The organism is Pseudomonas sp. 21LCFQ010, assembly GCF_024129905.1.
Lineage (GTDB): Bacteria > Pseudomonadota > Gammaproteobacteria > Pseudomonadales > Pseudomonadaceae > Aquipseudomonas.
On record NZ_JAMYDZ010000005.1, the window covers coordinates 18,966 to 38,379 of the forward strand.

At 58.3% G+C, this 19,414-nt stretch carries 14 protein-coding genes; all 14 read left to right on the forward strand.

Going from position 1 to position 19,414, the window contains the following annotated elements; translation table 11 throughout:
* Window positions 1-4 precede the first annotated feature (4 nt).
* The 14 genes from NJC38_RS07975 to NJC38_RS08040 all read left to right on the forward strand — a co-directional run bounded on the left by NJC38_RS07975 (window position 5) and on the right by NJC38_RS08040 (window position 19,319).
* Complete coding sequence (locus NJC38_RS07975) at window positions 5-871, forward strand: cell division protein FtsQ/DivIB (RefSeq protein ID WP_045488008.1); 867 nt, start codon at window positions 5-7, stop codon at window positions 869-871.
* A gap of 14 nt (window positions 872-885) precedes the next feature.
* Complete coding sequence (gene ftsA / locus NJC38_RS07980) at window positions 886-2,145, forward strand: cell division protein FtsA (protein ID WP_045488010.1); 1,260 nt, start codon at window positions 886-888, stop codon at window positions 2,143-2,145.
* 69 nt (window positions 2,146-2,214) lie between these two features.
* Window positions 2,215-3,411 (forward strand): cell division protein FtsZ, encoded by a 1,197-nt coding sequence (gene ftsZ / locus NJC38_RS07985; RefSeq protein WP_253113076.1) that lies wholly within the window; start codon window positions 2,215-2,217, stop codon window positions 3,409-3,411.
* 116 nt (window positions 3,412-3,527) lie between these two features.
* Complete coding sequence (lpxC, locus tag NJC38_RS07990) at window positions 3,528-4,439, forward strand: UDP-3-O-acyl-N-acetylglucosamine deacetylase (RefSeq protein WP_253113079.1); 912 nt, start codon at window positions 3,528-3,530, stop codon at window positions 4,437-4,439.
* 542 nt (window positions 4,440-4,981) lie between these two features.
* Window positions 4,982-6,292, forward strand: a complete 1,311-nt coding sequence (wbpA, locus tag NJC38_RS07995; protein WP_253113081.1) for a UDP-N-acetyl-D-glucosamine 6-dehydrogenase — start codon at window positions 4,982-4,984, stop codon at window positions 6,290-6,292.
* 17 nt (window positions 6,293-6,309) lie between these two features.
* Window positions 6,310-7,257, forward strand: a complete 948-nt coding sequence (locus NJC38_RS08000; protein WP_253113084.1) for a Gfo/Idh/MocA family oxidoreductase — start codon at window positions 6,310-6,312, stop codon at window positions 7,255-7,257.
* Window positions 7,258-7,264: 7 nt separating this feature from the next.
* Window positions 7,265-7,849: an acyltransferase gene (locus NJC38_RS08005; protein WP_253113087.1), complete on the forward strand. Its 585-nt coding sequence runs from the start codon at window positions 7,265-7,267 to the stop codon at window positions 7,847-7,849.
* Window positions 7,846-8,940 carry a DegT/DnrJ/EryC1/StrS family aminotransferase gene (locus tag NJC38_RS08010; RefSeq protein ID WP_253113090.1) on the forward strand — a complete coding sequence of 365 codons (1,095 nt, stop codon included), beginning with the start codon at window positions 7,846-7,848 and terminating at the stop codon, window positions 8,938-8,940. Before NJC38_RS08005 ends, NJC38_RS08010 begins: the two co-directional genes overlap by 4 nt.
* Window positions 8,937-10,028: a UDP-N-acetylglucosamine 2-epimerase (non-hydrolyzing) gene (wecB, locus tag NJC38_RS08015; protein WP_253113093.1), complete on the forward strand. Its 1,092-nt coding sequence runs from the start codon at window positions 8,937-8,939 to the stop codon at window positions 10,026-10,028. The genes NJC38_RS08010 and wecB overlap by 4 nt, the downstream gene beginning before the upstream one ends.
* Window positions 10,028-10,810 carry an ABC transporter permease gene (locus tag NJC38_RS08020; protein WP_253113096.1) on the forward strand — a complete coding sequence of 261 codons (783 nt, stop codon included), beginning with the start codon at window positions 10,028-10,030 and terminating at the stop codon, window positions 10,808-10,810. The genes wecB and NJC38_RS08020 overlap by 1 nt, the downstream gene beginning before the upstream one ends.
* Window positions 10,803-12,557, forward strand: a complete 1,755-nt coding sequence (locus NJC38_RS08025) for an ABC transporter ATP-binding protein (RefSeq protein ID WP_253113099.1) — start codon at window positions 10,803-10,805, stop codon at window positions 12,555-12,557. Before NJC38_RS08020 ends, NJC38_RS08025 begins: the two co-directional genes overlap by 8 nt.
* Window positions 12,554-14,254, forward strand: a complete 1,701-nt coding sequence (locus tag NJC38_RS08030; protein ID WP_253113102.1) for a methyltransferase domain-containing protein — start codon at window positions 12,554-12,556, stop codon at window positions 14,252-14,254. The genes NJC38_RS08025 and NJC38_RS08030 overlap by 4 nt, the downstream gene beginning before the upstream one ends.
* The gene (locus NJC38_RS08035; RefSeq protein WP_253113104.1) at window positions 14,251-15,609 is read left to right on the forward strand and encodes a glycosyltransferase; all 1,359 of its coding nucleotides are present in this window, start codon (window positions 14,251-14,253) and stop codon (window positions 15,607-15,609) included. Before NJC38_RS08030 ends, NJC38_RS08035 begins: the two co-directional genes overlap by 4 nt.
* Window positions 15,606-19,319 carry a D-glucuronyl C5-epimerase family protein gene (locus tag NJC38_RS08040; RefSeq protein WP_253113108.1) on the forward strand — a complete coding sequence of 1,238 codons (3,714 nt, stop codon included), beginning with the start codon at window positions 15,606-15,608 and terminating at the stop codon, window positions 19,317-19,319. Before NJC38_RS08035 ends, NJC38_RS08040 begins: the two co-directional genes overlap by 4 nt.
* Window positions 19,320-19,414 lie beyond the last annotated feature (95 nt).

The window sequence follows — 19,414 nt, forward strand, 5'->3', positions numbered from 1 at the left end:
CGGCATGCACGGCGCATCGGCACGTCATCAGCCCCCGGCCCCTGGTCGCAAACCGACCCCGCGTGGTGCCAGTCGCATGGTTGCCAAGGAGCCGCTGTCGGCCCGTGTGCCGCGCCCGGGTGCCGGATTTTTCAAGCGCCTGATGTGGCCGGTGCTGCTGGTGGGGCTGGGCTTTGGTACGTATGAGGGGGCACAGCGGCTGTTGCCTTATGTGGATCGGCCGATCAGCCGGATCAACGTGCAGGGCGATCTGAGCTACATCAGCCAGCAGGCTGTGCAGCAGCGCATCGCACCCTATGTAGCGTCGAGGTTTTTTACCATCGACCTGGCCGGGATGCGCAGCGAGCTTGAACAGATGCCGTGGATCGCCCATGCCGAAGTGCGGCGGGTGTGGCCAGACCAGGTAGTGATTCGCCTGGAAGAGCAGTTGCCAGTGGCGCGCTGGGGTGATGAAGCATTGCTGAACAACCAGGGGCAAGCGTTTACGCCGCGTGAGTTGTCCAACTATGAACACCTTCCGCAGTTGTTCGGCCCGCAGCGGGCGCAACAGCAGGTGATGCAGCAGTATCAGGTGTTGAGTCAGATGTTGCGGCCCTTGGGCTTTTCGATTGTGCGGCTGGAATTGCGCGAACGTGGCAGTTGGTTCCTGACCACCGGTGCCGGCAGTGCCGGTCCGGGTATCGAGTTGTTGTTGGGACGTGATCACCTGGTAGAAAAGATGCGTCGTTTCATATCGATTTATGACAAGACGCTGAAAGAACAAATTACGAATATTGCGCGTGTCGACTTGCGCTATTCCAACGGCCTTGCTGTCGGATGGCGTGAGCAGATCGCGCCGGCGACGGACAAACCCGCCGTTGCGAAGAATTGACTAGAGGCTGAACCATGGCAAATGTGCAAAGCGGCAAAATGATCGTCGGGCTGGATATCGGCACCTCCAAGGTGGTGGCGCTGGTAGGCGAAGTCGCGGCCGATGGTTCGCTGGAAATCGTCGGGATCGGTACCCATCCGTCCCGCGGTCTGAAGAAGGGTGTGGTGGTCAATATCGAGTCCACCGTGCAATCGATCCAGCGCGCGATCGAAGAGGCGCAGATCATGGCCGGCTGCCGGATTCACTCGGCGTTCGTGGGCGTTGCCGGTAATCATATCCGCAGCCTGAACTCCCACGGCATCGTGGCGATTCGCGACCGGGAGGTCAGCTCTGCGGACCTTGAGCGAGTGCTGGACGCTGCCCAGGCGGTTGCCATTCCGGCTGACCAGCGGGTGCTGCATACCCTGCCGCAGGATTACGTGATCGACAACCAGGAAGGCGTGCGTGAGCCGCTGGGCATGTCGGGCGTGCGCCTGGAGGCCAAGGTCCATGTCGTCACTTGTGCGGTGAACGCGGCGCAGAACATCGAAAAATGCGTACGCCGCTGTGGTCTGGAAGTTGACGACATCATCCTCGAGCAACTGGCCTCTGCTTTCTCGGTGCTGACCGACGATGAAAAAGAGCTGGGCGTGTGTCTGGTGGATATCGGTGGCGGGACCACCGACATCGCGATCTTCACTGAAGGTGCGATTCGCCACACGGCGGTGATTCCGATTGCTGGCGACCAGGTCACCAATGACATCGCCATGGCCTTGCGTACGCCGACCCAGTACGCCGAAGAAATCAAGATTCGCTATGCCTGCGCCCTGGCCAAACTGGCCGGCGCTGGCGAAACCATCAAGGTACCGAGTGTGGGCGACCGTCCACCTCGTGAGCTGTCGCGTCAGGCCCTGGCGGAAGTGGTCGAACCTCGTTACGACGAGCTGTTCACCCTGATCCAGGCCGAACTGCGCCGCAGTGGTTACGAAGATATGATCCCGGCCGGCATCGTGTTGACCGGCGGGACCTCGAAAATGGAAGGTGCGGTGGAACTTGCCGAGGAAATCTTCCATATGCCGGTGCGCCTGGGCGTACCACATAGCGTCAAGGGATTGGCCGACGTCGTGCGCAACCCGATCTACTCCACGGGTGTGGGTTTGCTGCAGTACGGGCTGCAAAAACAGTCGGACGGCATTTCGCTGTCCGGCCTGGGCGTTGGTAACGGTACCTATGGCGATGAACCAAAGGCTCCCGTGCTCGAGCGCTTGAAGCGTTGGGTTCAGGGCAACTTCTGAGTCCCGCGCTTGAAAGTGGTAAGCGGCAGGCGATAGGCAAACAAAATAGAGAGCTGAAGGAGAGGGAAAATGTTCGAACTCGTAGACAATGTCCCGCAGAGCCCGGTAATCAAAGTTATCGGTGTAGGTGGTGGTGGCGGCAACGCGGTCAACCACATGGTCAAGAGCAGCATTGAAGGTGTCGAGTTCATCTGCGCCAACACTGATGCCCAGGCACTGAAAAACATCGGTGCGCGGACCATTCTGCAACTCGGTACCGGTGTGACCAAAGGTCTGGGCGCCGGTGCCAACCCTGAAGTGGGCCGCCAGGCCGCACTGGAAGACCGCGAGCGTATTGCGGAAGTCCTGCAAGGCACCAACATGGTGTTCATCACCACCGGCATGGGCGGCGGTACCGGTACCGGTGCAGCGCCGATCATCGCTGAAGTGGCGAAGGAAATGGGCATTCTCACCGTTGCGGTGGTGACCCGTCCGTTCCCGTTCGAAGGCCGCAAGCGCATGCAGATCGCCGACGAAGGCATTCGCATGCTGGCTGAAAGCGTCGACTCGTTGATCACCATCCCCAACGAGAAGCTGCTGACCATCCTGGGTAAAGATGCCAGCCTGCTGTCGGCATTCGCCAAGGCTGACGATGTACTGGCCGGTGCCGTTCGCGGTATTTCCGACATCATCAAGCGTCCGGGCATGATCAACGTCGACTTCGCTGACGTACGTACCGTGATGAGCGAGATGGGCATGGCGATGATGGGTACTGGTGCTGCTACCGGCCCGAACCGCGCCCGCGAGGCCACTGAGGCGGCAATTCGCAACCCGCTGCTCGAAGACGTCAACCTGCAGGGCGCCCGCGGCATCCTGGTCAACATCACCGCAGGTCCGGACCTGTCGCTGGGTGAATACTCCGATGTGGGTAGCATCATCGAAGCGTTCGCTTCCGAGCACGCGATGGTCAAGGTCGGCACCGTGATCGATCCGGACATGCGCGACGAACTGCACGTTACCGTAGTGGCCACAGGCCTGGGTGCGCGTATCGAGAAGCCGGTCAAGGTCATCGACAACACCCTGCAGAGCGCTGCTCCTCAGGCCTCGATCCAGCAACCGGCGGCTGCTGTACGCGAACCTGCGGCAGTGAATTATCGCGATCTGGAGCGTCCGACCGTCATGCGCAATCAGGCTCACGCCGGTGCCAGTGCTGCGACTAAACTCAATCCTAACGATGATCTCGATTATCTGGACATCCCGGCCTTCCTGCGTCGTCAGGCCGATTGATTGATGGAATTTATCAGAGCTATAAGGGCGATTGGTGTTCAGCAAAGGCGTGGTCTGCTATTATCGCCAGCCTTTGTTGATATCCGTTCGCAACTAGCGCTGAAGCGGCCAATACCATGATTAAACAACGTACCCTGAAAAATATTATCCGTGCCACAGGTGTCGGTCTGCATTCCGGGGAAAAGGTATACCTGACCCTCAAGCCTGCACCTGTGAACACCGGTATCGTCTTTATCCGTACCGACCTTGACCCCGTAGTGGAGATCAAGGCCTGGGCAGAGAGCGTCGGTGAAACCACGCTGTCGACCACCCTGGTTCAGGGCGACGTCAAGGTCGGCACTGTCGAGCACCTGCTGTCGGCCATGGCCGGTCTGGGTATCGACAACGCCTATGTCGAGCTGTCTGCGGCTGAAGTGCCGATCATGGACGGTAGCGCCGGTCCTTTCGTGTTCCTGATCCAGTCCGCTGGTCTGGAAGAGCAGGATGCGCCGAAGCAGTTCATCCGAATTCTGCGTGAGGTCACTGTCGAGGAAGACGGCAAGCGTGCCACGTTCGTGCCTTTTGAAGGCTTCAAGGTGAGCTTCGAGATCGATTTCGATCATCCGGTGTTCCGTGACCGTACCCAGACCGCCAGTGTCGATTTCTCCAGCACCTCTTTCGTCAAGGAAGTCAGCCGGGCTCGTACTTTCGGTTTCATGAGCGACCTGGAATACCTGCGCAAGCACAACCTGGGTCTGGGTGGCAGCGTTGAAAACGCCATTGTCGTCGACAAGGAAGGCGTTCTGAACGAAGACGGTCTGCGTTACGAAGACGAATTCGTCAAACACAAGATTCTCGATGCCATCGGCGATCTGTACCTGCTGGGCAACAGCCTGGTGGGTGAGTTCCGTGGCTACAAATCGGGCCACGCCCTGAACAACCGTCTGCTGCGCGCGCTTATCGCCCAGAAAGACGCTTGGGAAGTCGTGGTCTTTGAAGATGCCAGCACGGCTCCGATTTCCTACATGCGTCCTGTAGCGGCCGCTTAGGTAACGGGTTAAAAGCTTTACTCTCTTTCCTTTCTTTAAGGGCTGCCTTCGGGCGGCCCTTTTTTTATCTTCTTTTCAGGCGCAGGGTGAGGTTGGTCCATCCCTAGAGCGTGTACGAGCCAGCCCGCACAAGGCAAAAGGCTGCCTTGCCAGCAAGCGCGATCGCTGGCCGACGGTACGCCGCCCGAGGGTAACGTTTCTCACCCGCTTCGACTGGCTGATGCTCGCTTTAATTAGTTGGCTATCAATAAACCGGCTAACATGGCTTTTAATATTGTTTAATTTTAATAAGCCATCACTGTAAATGTGTGAAAAGTCAGAATGTTTTGTAGGAAAAGGATGACTGGTGTTCCTTTCGCCTTTGATCGGGTTTTTACAAATGGTAATGCTGTTATGATCGGCGCCACATACAGCACTACTCATCCTTCGAGGGGTCACGGTCGTCTCTCAAAAAAACGCTTCAATGCGTTTTTTCGGGCGGGCTTCCTGCATCCAGTTTTTGCGAGGGGGGTGTTTATTTCGATTTGAGAAAGGTGTCCAACTTGAATGCATGCAGTAGTGCCCTGGTCAGATTGAAGTCCAGAGAGGCATTGATCGGTATTGTCGGCCTCGGGTATGTCGGACTTCCGCTCATGTTGCGCTATAACATGATTGGCTACAGGGTTTTGGGTATAGATGTAGATGCGTCTAAAGTGGACGCGCTTAATGCCGGTCTGAGTTATATAGAGCACATACCGGGCTCTGCTATCACCCAGGCGCGCGCGTCAGGTTTCGAGGCTACTCTGGATTTTTCCCGTGCCGCGCAATGCGATGCACTTATTCTTTGTGTGCCCACGCCCCTGAACAAATATCGCGAGCCAGATATAAGCTTTGTGGTCAGCACTATCGATTCGATCAGACCTTACTTGCGCGAAGGGCAGGTGGTCTCCCTGGAGAGTACGACCTATCCTGGAACCACCGAAGAAGAACTGCTGCCGCGCATACAGGATGCAGGGCTGACAGTCGGTGAGCAGATCTTCCTGGTCTATTCGCCAGAGCGCGAAGATCCGGGCAATCCCGATTTCAGGACACAGACTATTCCCAAGGTCATTGGCGGGCACACGTCCCAATGCCTGGCCGTCGGCGTGGCGCTGTACGAGCAGGCTATCGACCAGGTGGTGCCGGTCAGTTCTACCAGAGCCGCTGAAATGACCAAGCTGCTGGAGAATATCCACCGCGCCGTCAACATCGGGCTGGTCAATGAAATGAAGATCGTGGCCGACCGCATGGGCATCGATATCTTCGAGGTGGTCGACGCTGCCGCCACCAAGCCGTTCGGTTTCACGGCGTATTACCCAGGGCCGGGGCTGGGCGGGCACTGCATTCCCATCGACCCTTTCTACCTGACCTGGAAGGCCCGCGAGTACGGCCTGCATACCCGGTTCATCGAGCTGTCGGGAGAGGTCAACAGGGCAATGCCCGAATACGTGGTCGGCAAGCTCATGGATGGCCTGAACGAGCGTGGCAAGGCGCTAAAGGGCTGCCGGGTGCTGGTCCTGGGCATCGCCTACAAAAAAAACGTAGACGACATGCGTGAGTCGCCCTCGGTGGAAATCATGGAGCTGATCGAGGCCAAGGGCGGGATGGTGGCCTACAGCGATCCCCACGTGCTGGTGTTTCCCAAGATGCGTGAACACTGCTTCGATCTGCACAGTGAACCGCTGACAGCGGCCAACCTGGCTTCATTCGATGCAGTACTGCTGGCGACCGATCATGCATGTTTCGACTATGAACTGATCCGTCAGCATTCACGCCTGCTGGTCGACAGCCGTGGCAAGTATCGCCAGCCCGAAGCCCATATCGTAAAAGCCTGACCCCTCTGGAGTTGTCCATGCAACGTTTTGCTCTACTCGGTGCTGCCGGCTACATCGCTCCTCGGCATATGCGTGCCATCAAGGAGACCGGCAATCAACTGGTCAGCGCCTGCGACATCAACGACTCGGTGGGTGTCATCGACAGCCTGTCGCCACACAGTGAGTTTTTCACCGAGTTCGAGCGCTTCTACGATCATGCCTGGTCGCTCAAGCGCCAGCCTGGCAAGGCCCTGGATTACGTCTCGGTGTGCAGCCCCAATCACCTGCACCACGCTCATATCAACGCCGGGCTGCGCCTGGGGTGTGACGTGATCTGTGAAAAACCGCTGGTGCCCAGCTTGCATCTGCTCGACGACCTGGCGCACACCGAACAGCAGACCGGCCGCCGACTGTGGAACATTCTGCAACTGCGCCATCACCCGTCAATCATCGACCTCAAGGCGCGTGTCCAGGGCGGTGCTGCGCACAAGCACGAGGTCGACCTGACCTACGTCACCTCTCGTGGCAAGTGGTACATGGAGAGCTGGAAGGGTGACCCGCGCAAGTCATTCGGGGTGGCGACCAACATCGGCGTGCACTTCTACGACATGCTGCATTTCATTTTCGGCAAGCTGCAACGCAATGTCGTGCACTTTACCGACCTATCCAAAGCCGCGGGCTACCTGGAGTACGAGCACGCGCGGGTGCGCTGGTTCCTGTCAATCGATGCCAATGACCTGCCCGATGCGGTGCGGGGCAGTAAACCGACCTGGCGCTCGATCACTGTCGATGGCCAGCAAATCGAATTCTCCGAAGGCTTTACCGACCTGCACACCGTCAGCTATCAGAAGGTGCTTGCTGGTCAGGGTTATGGCATCGAAGACGCCCGGCACTGTGTCGAGACAGTCGAAGTCATTCGCAGCGCAACGCCGGTAACCGCGCGCGATGGTGAGGGTCATCGCTTGCTGAACGGCCTGTTGGGTTGAGGTCGTGATGGCTATCGAGGTCCATTGCAGCGCCATTATCGACGATGGCGCACAGATCGGAGAGGGCACCCGTATCTGGCACTTCGTACATGTGTGTGCGGGCGCACGGATCGGCAAGCACTGTTCGCTTGGGCAGAACGTATTTGTCGGCAACCAGGTGCTGATCGGCGACCAGGTCAAGATCCAGAACAACGTCTCGGTCTACGACAACGTCACCCTGGGCGATGGCGTGTTCTGTGGCCCGAGCATGGTCTTTACCAATGTCTATAACCCGCGCTCGCTGATCGAGCGCAAGGCCGAGTACCGCAGCACCCAGGTCGGCAAGGGCGCGACCCTGGGGGCCAACTGCACCATCGTCTGTGGGGTGAGCATCGGCGAGTTTGCCTTTGTCGGGGCCGGTGCACTGGTCAATCGCGATGTCCCGGCCTATGCCTTGATCGTTGGTGTTCCAGGCCGGCAGATCGGCTGGATGAGCGAGTTTGGCGAGCAACTGGGGCTGCCTCTGGAGGGCCAAGGCCTGGCCCGCTGTGAACACAGCGGTGCCACTTACCGCCTGCAGGGCAGGCTACTGAACAAGGAGCCTGACGCATGATCGAGTTCATCGACCTCAAGACCCAGCAGGCACGCCTCAAAGACCGCATTGATGCAGGCATTGCGCGGGTTCTGGCGCATGGTCAGTACATCCTTGGCCCGGAAGTGGCCGAGCTGGAAGAGAAGCTGGCCATGTTTGTCGGCGTCAGGCACTGCATCAGTGTGGCCAATGGCACCGACGCCCTGCAGATCGCCCTGATGGCTATCGGGGTCGGCCCGGGCGATGAAGTGATCACCCCTGGCTTTACCTACATCGCGACCGCTGAAACCGTTGCATTGCTGGGCGCCAGGCCGGTCTATGCCGATATCGACCCGCACACCTGCAACCTCGATCCTGCAACGCTTGAGGCGCTCATTACGCCGCGTACCAGGGCCATTATCCCGGTGTCCTTGTTTGGCCAATGTGCAGACTTGGAGCGTATCAATGCCATCGCCGCAAAACATGGCATCACGGTCATCGAGGATGCTGCGCAGAGCTTTGGCGCGACCTACAGGGGGCGCCGTTCCTGTGGGCTGACCCGTATCGCCTGCACCAGTTTTTTCCCGAGCAAGCCGCTGGGCTGTTATGGCGATGGCGGCGCCTTGTTCACCGATGATGACGAGTTGGCTGCGCTAGTGCGGCAGATTGCCCGGCATGGTCAAAAGCTGCGTTACCACCACATCCGGGTGGGCGTGAACAGCCGGCTTGACACCCTGCAAGCGGCGATCCTGTTATCCAAGCTGGAGATATTTCATCAGGAGCTTGAGTTGCGCCAGGTGGTCGCCGAACGCTACAGCGCGTTATTGCAGGCCCATGGAGTCGATGGCGGGCCAGTGCTGGCTGCTGGCAATACCAGCGCCTGGGCGCAATACACGGTGCGGGTCGCCGACCGTGAAAGGGTCCAGCAGACCCTCATACAGGCTGGCATCCCGACAGCCGTGCATTACCCGATACCGCTGAACCGCCAGCCTGCGGTGGCCGATCCTGCGGCGCACCTCCCGGTCGGCGATCAGTTGGCCAAAGAGATCCTGAGCCTGCCGATGCATCCCTATCTGGAAGAGTCGGTCCAGGTGTCCATTGTCACGGCACTGAAAGCGAGTGTTTGCCCATGACCTGCAAAGTCCTCACCATCGTTGGCGCGCGTCCGCAATTCATCAAGGCGGCGGCGGTATCCCGAGAGATTCTCCGCCACCCTGGGCGGATCGAAGAAGTGATGGTGCATACCGGCCAGCACTACGATCCCAACATGTCCCAGGTGTTCTTCGACGAGCTGCAAATCCCGGCGCCCCGCTACAACCTGGAAATCGGCGGGGGCAGCCATGGGGCGATGACCGGCCGGATGCTCGAAGGCATCGAGCGCATCCTGGTCGATGAGCAACCGGACTGGGTGCTGATCTACGGCGATACCAACTCCACACTGGCCGGCGCACTGGCCGCCGCCAAGCTGCATATCCCGGTAGCGCATGTCGAGGCGGGCCTGCGCTCGTTCAACATGCGCATGCCCGAAGAGATCAACCGGATTCTTGCCGATCGGGTCTCGAGCCTGCTGTTTTGCCCCACCCAGGGGGCTGTTGAAAACCTGCAGCGTGAAGGCCTTGAGCAGGGCGTACACAACGTGGGCGACGTGATGTTCGATGTGGCCCTGCATTACCGTGAGCAGGCCCGCGAGAGCAGCGCCATTCTGGCTTCACTGGCTCTGGTCGAGAACGGCTTCGTATTGGCGACCTGTCATCGTGCGGAAAATACCGATGACCCGGTGCGCCTTGGCGAGATCCTGCGCGCTCTGGCGCATATCGCCAAGGGTTTGCCCGTGGTCCTGGCGTTGCATCCACGCACGCGCAAGCTGATTGGCGAGCATGGCCTGCAGCAATGGCTCGAACCGTTGCGTGTCGTCGAACCCCTGGCGTTTCTGGACATGGTGGCTCTGGAACAGGCGGCCATGGCCATCATCACAGACTCCGGCGGCGTGCAGAAAGAAGCATTCTTCTACCAGGTGCCGTGCATCACCATGCGCGAGGAGACCGAGTGGGGCGAAACGGTCCAGCTTGGCTGTAATCAACTGGTCGGGGCGTCTTGCCAGCGAATCGTGAGTGCCTTCGCCAATCTGGCCACGCACCCTGTCGGGCCCCAGTGCATGCCCTATGGCGATGGTTTTGCCAGTCGCCGGGTCGTCGAGCTGCTGCTGGGTGAGCCTGAGTGATGAGGGCCCTGTCTAGCCTGATCGAGCACAGGCGCATTCTGTTTGCCACGGTACTGCAAGGGCTGCGCAAGCGCTCCAGTGGCAATGTGCTGGGAGCGCTCTGGCTGGTGCTGTACCCGTTGCTGTTTCTGGGTATGTACAGCCTGGTGTTCGTGCAGATTCTTCAGGTGCGCATCCCGGGGCTGGGTACGGCGGACTACATCCTGGTGGTGTTCTGCGGCCTGGTGCCGTTCCTGGCGTTCGCCGAGGCCTTCGGGGCCGGTACGATGAGCATCGTCGCCAATCGCGACCTGCTCATGAATACACTGTTTCCCATCGAGCTGGTGGTTGCCCGGGAAGTACTGATCGGCCATAGCACCATGGGGGTCGGCATGCTCCTGCTCTGGGCCACCGTACTCTACGTTCATGGTCCTGAATGGACCCATCTGCTGGTGCCGCTGATCTATCTGCTGCAAATCATGATGGTCCTTGGGCTGGTATGGATCACTTCGACCCTGACCGTGTTCTTCCGTGACCTGCAACAGGCCATCCCGATCCTGGTGCTGTTTCTGATGATGGTCTCGCCCATCGGATACACCACCGACATGGTGCCGGCCGGGCTGCTAGGCATTGTCCTGTTCAATCCGTTGGCCTGGCTCATGGAGCTGTATCGCTCGTGCCTGATGCAAGGCGTCATCCCGTTAGAGCGGCTTGGGATGTTTGCGCTGTTCTCCTGTGCGCTGTTCATCCTTGGTGGTGCGCTCGTTCTTCGACTCAAACCGTTGTTTGCCGACCATGTCTGACTTTGCCATTTCTATCAGTGGCCTGAGCAAGGCCTTTCGGCGCTTTCAGCACCCAGGCTTTCGAGCACTCGATGCTCTTGGCTTCCCAGTTTCGAAAAAGCGCTACGACGTATTCCAGGCCCTTGCTGATATCAACCTGACGATTGCGCCTGGCGAAAAAGTCGCCTTGATTGGCCGCAACGGGGCCGGCAAAAGTACCCTGTTACGCCTGATCGCCCGGCAAATGCGCGCTGACAGCGGACAGATCCGCGTCAATGGCCAGGTGCAGGCGCTGATGACCCTGGGCACGGGTTTTCACCCTGACTTCACGGGGCTGGAAAACATCCGCTCGGCGCTGTCCTTCCAGGGTATTGCTGCTTCGAAGATGCAGGGCTGCATCGAGGATATTGCCGAGTTCACTGAGCTTGACGACTTCCTGCAAAGGCCGGTCAAGGAGTACTCGGCCGGCATGTATGCCCGTCTGGCTTTTGCTGTGGCCACCTGCATTACCCCGCAAGTGCTGATCATCGATGAAATTCTGGGGGCCGGCGATGCCTACTTCCTGGGCAAGTGCATTCAGCGCATGAAAGCCTTGACCAGCCAGGGCGCGACCATCTTGTTCGTTTCCCACGACATCAGCTCTGTGCAGATGTTGTGCGACCGGGGTATCTGGCTGGAGAGAGGCCAGATTCGCCAGGACGGCCCTTTGTTGCCGGTCAGCAAGGCTTATCTGGCCAGTATCCGGGAAGAGGAAGAGCGCCGCGTACGGGCCCGAAGCATGTCGCTGACCCGTCATCAGGCGGCCCTGCTGCTCGATGGTAAGGCGCAGACCAGCCTGCTGCGTCTGGTGGGGCGTGATGGCGCTGCGCCCAGCGAGCCACTGTTACTGCGTGCGGTCGCTTTTGGCGATAACCACGGGGTACTGGGCAGCATTGCCATGGCCGGCCAGCACACGGGCGGTTCCTGCCTGATTCGTGACCCGCAGTTCATGAACTGGCGCGCTGCCAACCCGAAAAATACCTGCTGGGCGTTTGGCGATTTTGGCGGTCGTTACCAGCATGCTCCGTTGCAGATCGCCTGGCCTGCCAACTTGCCTGCCGATGCATGGGTTGAGCTGGAACTGCGCGCCAGCCCCAGCCATGCGGTGCTTTTCGAGCAGTATGACCCGCAGCAGGACACCTACATTGCGCTGGCCGAAATTGCCGCCGCCAATGACCAGCACTGGCAAGTCCTGCGTTTGCCGATCCACAGGCCACAGCTCCAGTCGCCCGCCACCAGATTGCTGGCCGACCTGCAGGCTTTGGACAGCAATGACCGCTATGGCAGCGGTGAGGTGCACATCACAGGTTTCGGCTTCTTCGATACCCAGCAAAAGCGTCGGCATACCCTGATCAGTGGTGAGCCCGCGTTTGCCGTGATCGCGTTTCAAGCGAGCCAGACGATCATCGACCCGGTTCCTGTGGTCGCCATCTACCGTCCCGATGGCACCTGTGTGATGCAGGTTATTTCCCGCCTCAGTGGCGTTGGTTTTTCCCGAATTGAAGGTGCGGGTGCAATACGGGTCGGCTTTTCGCCCCTGTTGCTCGGGCCTGGCGATTACCTGGTGTCGGTTGCGCTGTTTCGCGAACTGGACCTGGCCTCGGCGCTAGAGCCGGCAGCCTACGACTTGCACGACCGTTGCCACGCCCTGAAAGTCCTCGCGCCAGCGGGTATTCATGTGCAGATCGGCACGGTCAATCAACCCGCCGAGTGGGAGCTTCTTTCATGAGTCAGGACAAGCGCCTGTATGGGCTGGCTGAGGTATGGGATCAGCCCTTGCAGGCCGGGCAGCGCAATCTTTTACAAGCCATCATGGACTTCTGGCCGGCCGGTATCGGCTCGGTACTGGATGTCGGTTGTGGCGATGGCAAGTTGACCAGGTGCCTGCAAGCGCTGGGGCCGTTGAACCTGGTGGGGCTGGATAGCAGCCCCCAGGCCTTGTCGCGCTTGTCGTTCGAGGGCGTGCTCGGCGATGCCCAGGCGTTGCCGTTTGCCTCCTCGAGTTTCGACCTTGTCATGAGTACCGATGCCTTGGAGCACATGCCCGATGTGCAGGAAACCGCTGCCTGGCAAGAGTTGTTTCGCGTGGCGGGCAAAGCAGTCATGGTCGCGGTGCCCTTTCGCGAACAACTGCTGGACGCCACCGCCCGTTGTCCAGCCTGCGGGCATGCCTATCACGTCAACTGGCACCAGCGCAGTTATGACTTTGTGGATCTGCATCGACGTTGCCCGCCAGGCTGGAGTGTGAGTGCCACGGTGCTGGCCGGCGAGCCCTGGAGTCCCATGCTGGCCCCCGAAACCCAACTGCGTCGCCAGCTATTCAATGAGTGGGCGGGTTGGGAGCTGGCTGTCTGTCCTGCCTGTGGTGCTGGCGGGCAAGTTGCGCCGGTGTTGCAAGCACTGCCGTCGTTGTTCGCCCAGGTGCTGGCCGAGCAGATTTATCCCGCGTTGGCCAGGCAGCGCTATTGCCGCAGCCACAGTGAAGTGCTGGTGATTTTCGAGCGCGATGGTGGGGCTCTCCCAGAGCCTGCGCCGAGGCTGTTAAAGCCTCGTAGGCAAACGGCATGCGCCGTAGATTTTGCTCGGCAGCGAGCGCTTTCCGATCTGCGGCCTTTCTGCCAGGTGGCGCAGCATGTGGCCAGCGAAAACGGCCAGTGGCGTATTCAGTTTCCGCTCTACCAGAGTGCTCCGGCCCTTGAGGTCAGGCGCCTGCCCGGTAGTCAGGGCGATCTGCATATGGTTCTGGAAGACGAGGCGGGCTGGCTGCTCGATGGCTGCGTACTTGAAGACGGTGAGCAGCGCCGGGTTCATCAGTTACCCCGTCCGCCGGTGGCCGGGTATTACGGGGTCCTGGCGTCCTGCCCCATGCACGAACCCTTTGCCTGGTTGCAACTGGGCCAGGCGCCTGTGGTGCTGTGGGCTGAAGCCGCTGAGGATCAGGCGTGTCGATACCTGCAATTGGCCGCTGAGGCAGGTCCCGTCTTCGTACAGGTTGCCCAGCCACTATGGTTCGATCCGCAAACCCTTGATCAGAGGCCACCGACCAGCGGGCCTTCGCCCAATGATGTTCTGGCCGGCCTGCAGGCGCGCTTTGAACGCCTGGTTGCAGGGGCTTTGCCGAGCCCTTACGCCACTGAGCTGAACGTACTGCGCGTCCAGGTCCAGAACCTGACCGCCGAGCGTGATGCCTTGCTCAAGCGTGCAGCGCAGGCCGACCGCTTACTGGTCATCGAGCAGAACCTGACCGCCGAGCGCGAGGCGCTGCATGTTGCTTTGCAAGACGCACAGCATCAGGTGGGTCAGGCGCTGCACGAAAAGCAGCAACTAGATAACCAATTACGTGCTGACCAGCTTCGCTTGGAGGCGTTGAACAGCGCTTTGACGAGCCTGGTCGTCGACAAGAAGTATAGGAATTCACCTGCATGACTCATGTATTGATGCTGTGCCACGACCAGCACCTGGATCGTCGGGTGGTGGCGCAGGCCGTCACGTTGATCTCGCGGGGGCATTGCGTCCATCTGATGGCGTTGTCGTTTGATGGTCAAACCCGTCATGAGCAGACACCGGAGGGTATCGCGCTGACGCGTATCGGGCTAAACCATATCATTCCGCAAAACCCGACCTACAAAGGCTACATGCGGCGTCAGGGCAGGTTGAATGATGTGCTCAACTGGGGCGCCAATCGTTATCCGCGGCAACTGGGGATGTTTCAGCGTCTGTTCACTTATGGCAGCCGGTTGAACTGGGGCTGGTACCGGGCGCTGTTGCTGATGCGTTATCAAAACCTTCAGTTGCATGACCCTTTGCCTTTCACGCAAGCCTTCCTGCGTCATGGCCTTGAGGCACCTGCCGAGCTTGTGCAGGTCCATGATTTGCCCGCACTGGAGGCTGGCACCCAATTGGCGGCGGCCTGGGGCGTACCTCTGGTCTATGACGCTCATGAACTTTATCCAGAACAGAAGTCGTTCTCCTGGGTCCAGCGGCGCATTTGCTCACGTGCAGAAGCTGAGCAAATCACAAAGGCCGATCTGGTGTTCGCGGTCAACGAGTCCATTGGCGCGGAAATGGCGCGCCGTTACCAGATCGACAAACCGATAACCTTGCTCAACGCAATCGATCCCTGCACAGCGTTCGATCCTGAGCAGCATTACGACCTGTTGCGTGAAAAACTTGGGTTGGGCGCCGAGCGCCGCATTCTGTTGTTCCAGGGCGGTTTTGCGCCTTACCGTAACCTGGAAGCGCTGGTTCAGGCCATGGACCATGTCACCGTCGCGGATGTGGACCTGGTGATGCTCGGCTTCGGTCCGTTTGGCGAAGTGCTAAAGGGCAGGGCCGAGCGCTTGAATCTGCTGGGGACGCGGGTTCATTTCCTGCCGGCGGTGCCCCAGGACGAACTGTTGCAGCACAGCGCCTCGGCCGACCTTGGCATCATTCCTTACCCGCATGTCGATCTCAATTCCTACTACTGCACGCCTAACAAGCTCTTTGAGTTCATACAGGCCGGGCTACCCATCCTGGCCAATGATTCGCCAGAGCTCAATCGCTTTGTCCACCTCAATGCGTTTGGGCATTCGGCCAGGATGAACAACGTCAGAAATATTGCCCGTGCAATCGATACCGCTTTCACCTCTGCGAATTTTTCGATGTGGCGCCAAAACCTCAGGCTTAAACGAAGCACGTTCGCCTGGCGTAGCCAGGACATCATCTATGCAGACGCCATGAGCCGTTTTCTCAGTGTTGCAACCGCCAATCCGGAGATGGTGTCTGGAGGTATTGAATGAGCCGTCTTGTTCAACGCCTGCTGACCCTGTTCCTGGGTGCATTGATTTTACTGGCAGGTCCTGCAGCGAACGGCGAAAGCCTCATGGAGCAAACAGATGTGGATAAGGCTAGCCACAGCGTCAATGAACAGGGTGTTGCTCAATTATCCATTGAGGGAGTGGGGCTGGTTGATCATCCGGCCTGGATAGCACTTTATGCGCTTGCCTATGCCGGGCTGGAAGATTACGACCCAAAACTGGGGCTCAAGTCTGACCCGCAACGTTTTGCCGCGAACATTGGATGGCTGAAAAAACACTTGGCTGAAGATCAGCATGGCCTGTGGGTCTGGCCTTACCTGTTCGATAGCACCTATAACGATATCTCGATCAAGGCACCCTGGAGCAGCGCATTTGCCCAGGCGGTCGGCATTCAGGCCTTGCTGGCCGACTGGAAGCGCACGCAGGACAAAAGCAGTCTGGAACTGGCAGTAAAAGCGGCCGAGTCACTGTTTGTACCGTTGGACAAGGGAGGATTTCTATTCACCCGCGGCGAGGATATCTGGTTTGAGGAAATCCCTTCGCCGGCCCACAACCCCTCGCATATCCTCAACGGGCACATGCGTGTGCTGCTGGCCCTGGGTGAGTTGCACCAGGCCACGGGCGATGCCCGCTACGCACAGTGGCTGGCCAAGGGCAGCGATACGTTGCTGCGTTGGTTGCCCTTGTATGACGCCGGCTACTGGTTGCGCTACGACCTTAATCCGCGCAAGGACGAGTTGCTCTTTCGTCTGGCCAACCCTTATGGATTTGCCAACCCTGAACTGGCGATTGACCGCATCGTCTTGCGTGATCCGGTTTCTGGCCAGGAGTCAGTGCTGGATGTTGGCGCCGCTAACGATGCCGAAGGGGCGGTGCGCATTGCCGGCAACGACTGGGGGCAGATCGAGTCGGTTGAGGGGCGTACGGTACGTCGGCTCAAGCCAGTGGTCAGTGAGCGCGAGGTTCAAGGTAGCGAAGGGCAGATGGCTGCTCCTTATAGTTATTTCTATCTCAGGCTACCCGGTGAATGGAAGAACAACCTGCGCAGCGAACGCCTGGAACTGAGCATTGATTACTTCGATGAGCACCCCGGTAATCTGAGTGTTCAGATGCGCTCTATTGCTGCCACGACAGAAACGTTCAAGAGCTTGCCAGACGCTGACCTGCTCGTTTCAGGCTCTGGCACTTGGCGAACCTGGAAAGTACCTGTTCAACCCAGAGACCTTGGCTACTGGGTCGGCGAGCTCTATGCCAGTAAGCATGCTCAATACCTGAGTGAGCTTTCCCGGCGCGACAGGGGCCTGGAACCATGGGCACAGACTGCGTTGGCTTATTTGCGCACGGTGCAGTCTGGGCATGACTTTGAAGTGGTCACGCCCAAGCACATAGAGCTGCCAAGCCAGACACCGATGCTTCCCGTTCATACGCTGGACGCCGAGGGGGTGGTTACGCAATGGCGAGCAGGCAAAAAAACCCGATACTTCGCCGACGGTAGTTATGATCCTGCGTCAGACCCTGGTACGCCTGTGTATTCGCCGTTCATTATCGCCAGGCAGCTGCTCTCCCCTGATAGTGTGGGGCAGGGTGGCTACACCAGTCCTGACAAGACCCAGGTCAACAGTGCCGCTGCCTTGAACTGGTTTCTTTCGGAAAAGAATATGTTCCACTTGGCCGATCAAGCGGTGACCTACCGCTTCGATTTTGCCAACACGTATAACGATATTGTCACCGAACGCGACTGGGCTTCCGCATTTTCGCAAGCCTATATCCTCGCGGCCTTGGGCTTTGCCCTGGATAACAACTTGGGGGTAAAGGAAAAAGTCACTGAGTTGCTCAAGAAAGCGGCGCATGGTTATGCCTCGATGGTCAGTGAGGGCGGTATTTCCAGCCTGAGCAAGTCCGGGCAGCGCTATTTCGAAGAAGTGCCCAATTCGACGCATGTATTGAACGCCCACCTGATTAGCATTCCCGAATTGGCCGAGGCCGATCGACGTCTGAATGATTCCACGATCAAGGCATTGTTAGCGTCTTCAATCGCGACCTTACGGGAAAAACTGTCACAGTTCGATACCGGTTACTGGATGCGATATGACCTTAATCCAAAGAAAGAACTGTTGTTTCAGCTTGACTGGATAAACGGCGATGCGTCCCCGCTGATTGAAAGCATTGGGCTGCAAGCGCCGCAGTATGCCAAGCAAGTCAAGTTGGCGGTGGGCAGTAAACGAGCATTTGAAGGTGCTTCGCGAATCACCGGGCTTGAGTGGTTGCCCGAACAACGGGTAGAAGGACGTCAGGTTCGCGCCTTTACCAACGGCTACCGGGTCCATCAACAAGCGGTAAGCGGTGGTACCCGGCAGAATGTGTACGCGCTGTTGCAACTGCCAGAGCGAAAATTTTCTGACTATTTCGAGGTGCGTCCCCACCGCTTTGTCGTGCGATACAAAGATGTTGCCGCTGGCACGTTTGTCGTCAGGATTCAATCCATTCATGAGGGCGGCGTGCTGGATTTCGTACCGCTGCGTAATGCGGTCATTACCACGACCGGCGACCAGCAGTGGAAAGAGTCCGTCGTCGAAGTGCGTCCCCAGGACATGGGGTGGTACAAAGGGGCGGATTATCAGGTCTACGAAGTTGAACAGCTAAAACGTATTGCACAGCTCACTGGGGATTGGTTTTTCGAACAGTACGCCGAGCGTCAGGCCTATTTTCTGGCCGCCAAGGCCCAGGGGCATCCGGTGATTGCGCAGCCGGTGTACAAGGCTCCCTTAGAGTCGGTTGATATTTCGTTGCTCGATGCCTCACCGACCTATGAGGGCTTTGGTTTCGACAATGCCTTGGATGGCGATTTGAACGATGACTATACAGCCGGCGTGGAGGGCGATAGCAGTGCCTATGTAACCTTGAAACTCTCCAGGCCTGTGGATGATGCCCTTATCAAGTTGAACTGGGAGTCCAAGGACAACTATGCAGGTGCCGTGCGGGTTCTAGTGCCGCTCACTAACAACGGCGGCTGGCGGGAAGTCAGCCGCCAGCGCGTCAGTGCTGGCGAGCAGAGTTCCATCAGTATTCACGGCTTGCAGCAGGCGACAACGCTGAAACTTGAGTTCAGTGACCTTCAGGGGCAGCCCCGTGTGCTGATGCGCGGCATCAACGTATTTTCTCTGCGCTCGGCCGGTGGATCTGGACGATTGTCACAGACTGAACTCAGTTCGATATTAGAGAAAGAGATATCTGCGCGGTTAAAGAGTTACTCCGAAGGGCCTCTATTCAATCAGATGTCAGTTGCCGATGCGCGTGAGGGGACCGAGGGTAACTGCTCGCATACGGCCCTCTGGATGGCCATGAAAATGCACGATTTGGGGATTCCATTCCGAGTGCTTGCGATTGAGTCCACGTTTCAGGATGGGCAGCCACTTTACCATGCCATGACGGAAGTAAAGGTCGACGGAAAATGGCAACTGACCGATCCGTTGAATGGATGGTTATACCCTATAGGTCTCCTTGAAATGAGAAACAATCCAACCGCTCCCCTCAATGCCACTTTTCCAGGACGAAAGGGCCATGAGGTTTATAAAGAACGTTTTTTCTTTGAAAACATTAACTATATTGAAGCGTATGAAGACCTTGCCTATACAGGGCTGTTTACACCTGTTCGCAAGTATTGGCGCTATGATCTGTTACCCAGGAAGTAAGCATTTTATGAAGATGCTCTATAGTGTGATTAGGGTGGCTGTTTTTTTTGGTCAAGTTCATTCTAGTGCGCTGGGATTTTCGCCCTTTTACCTAA

Coding starts and splice junctions, on each gene's coding strand:
- NJC38_RS07975 (WP_045488008.1), top strand. CDS start 5: ATGCACGGCGCATCGGCACGTCATCAGCCCCCGGCCCCTGGTCGCAAA.
- ftsA (WP_045488010.1), top strand. CDS start 886: ATGGCAAATGTGCAAAGCGGCAAAATGATCGTCGGGCTGGATATCGGC.
- ftsZ (WP_253113076.1), top strand. CDS start 2,215: ATGTTCGAACTCGTAGACAATGTCCCGCAGAGCCCGGTAATCAAAGTT.
- lpxC (WP_253113079.1), top strand. CDS start 3,528: ATGATTAAACAACGTACCCTGAAAAATATTATCCGTGCCACAGGTGTC.
- NJC38_RS08000 (WP_253113084.1), top strand. CDS start 6,310: ATGCAACGTTTTGCTCTACTCGGTGCTGCCGGCTACATCGCTCCTCGG.
- NJC38_RS08005 (WP_253113087.1), top strand. CDS start 7,265: ATGGCTATCGAGGTCCATTGCAGCGCCATTATCGACGATGGCGCACAG.
- NJC38_RS08010 (WP_253113090.1), top strand. CDS start 7,846: ATGATCGAGTTCATCGACCTCAAGACCCAGCAGGCACGCCTCAAAGAC.
- wecB (WP_253113093.1), top strand. CDS start 8,937: ATGACCTGCAAAGTCCTCACCATCGTTGGCGCGCGTCCGCAATTCATC.
- NJC38_RS08020 (WP_253113096.1), top strand. CDS start 10,028: ATGAGGGCCCTGTCTAGCCTGATCGAGCACAGGCGCATTCTGTTTGCC.
- NJC38_RS08025 (WP_253113099.1), top strand. CDS start 10,803: ATGTCTGACTTTGCCATTTCTATCAGTGGCCTGAGCAAGGCCTTTCGG.
- NJC38_RS08030 (WP_253113102.1), top strand. CDS start 12,554: ATGAGTCAGGACAAGCGCCTGTATGGGCTGGCTGAGGTATGGGATCAG.
- NJC38_RS08035 (WP_253113104.1), top strand. CDS start 14,251: ATGACTCATGTATTGATGCTGTGCCACGACCAGCACCTGGATCGTCGG.
- NJC38_RS08040 (WP_253113108.1), top strand. CDS start 15,606: ATGAGCCGTCTTGTTCAACGCCTGCTGACCCTGTTCCTGGGTGCATTG.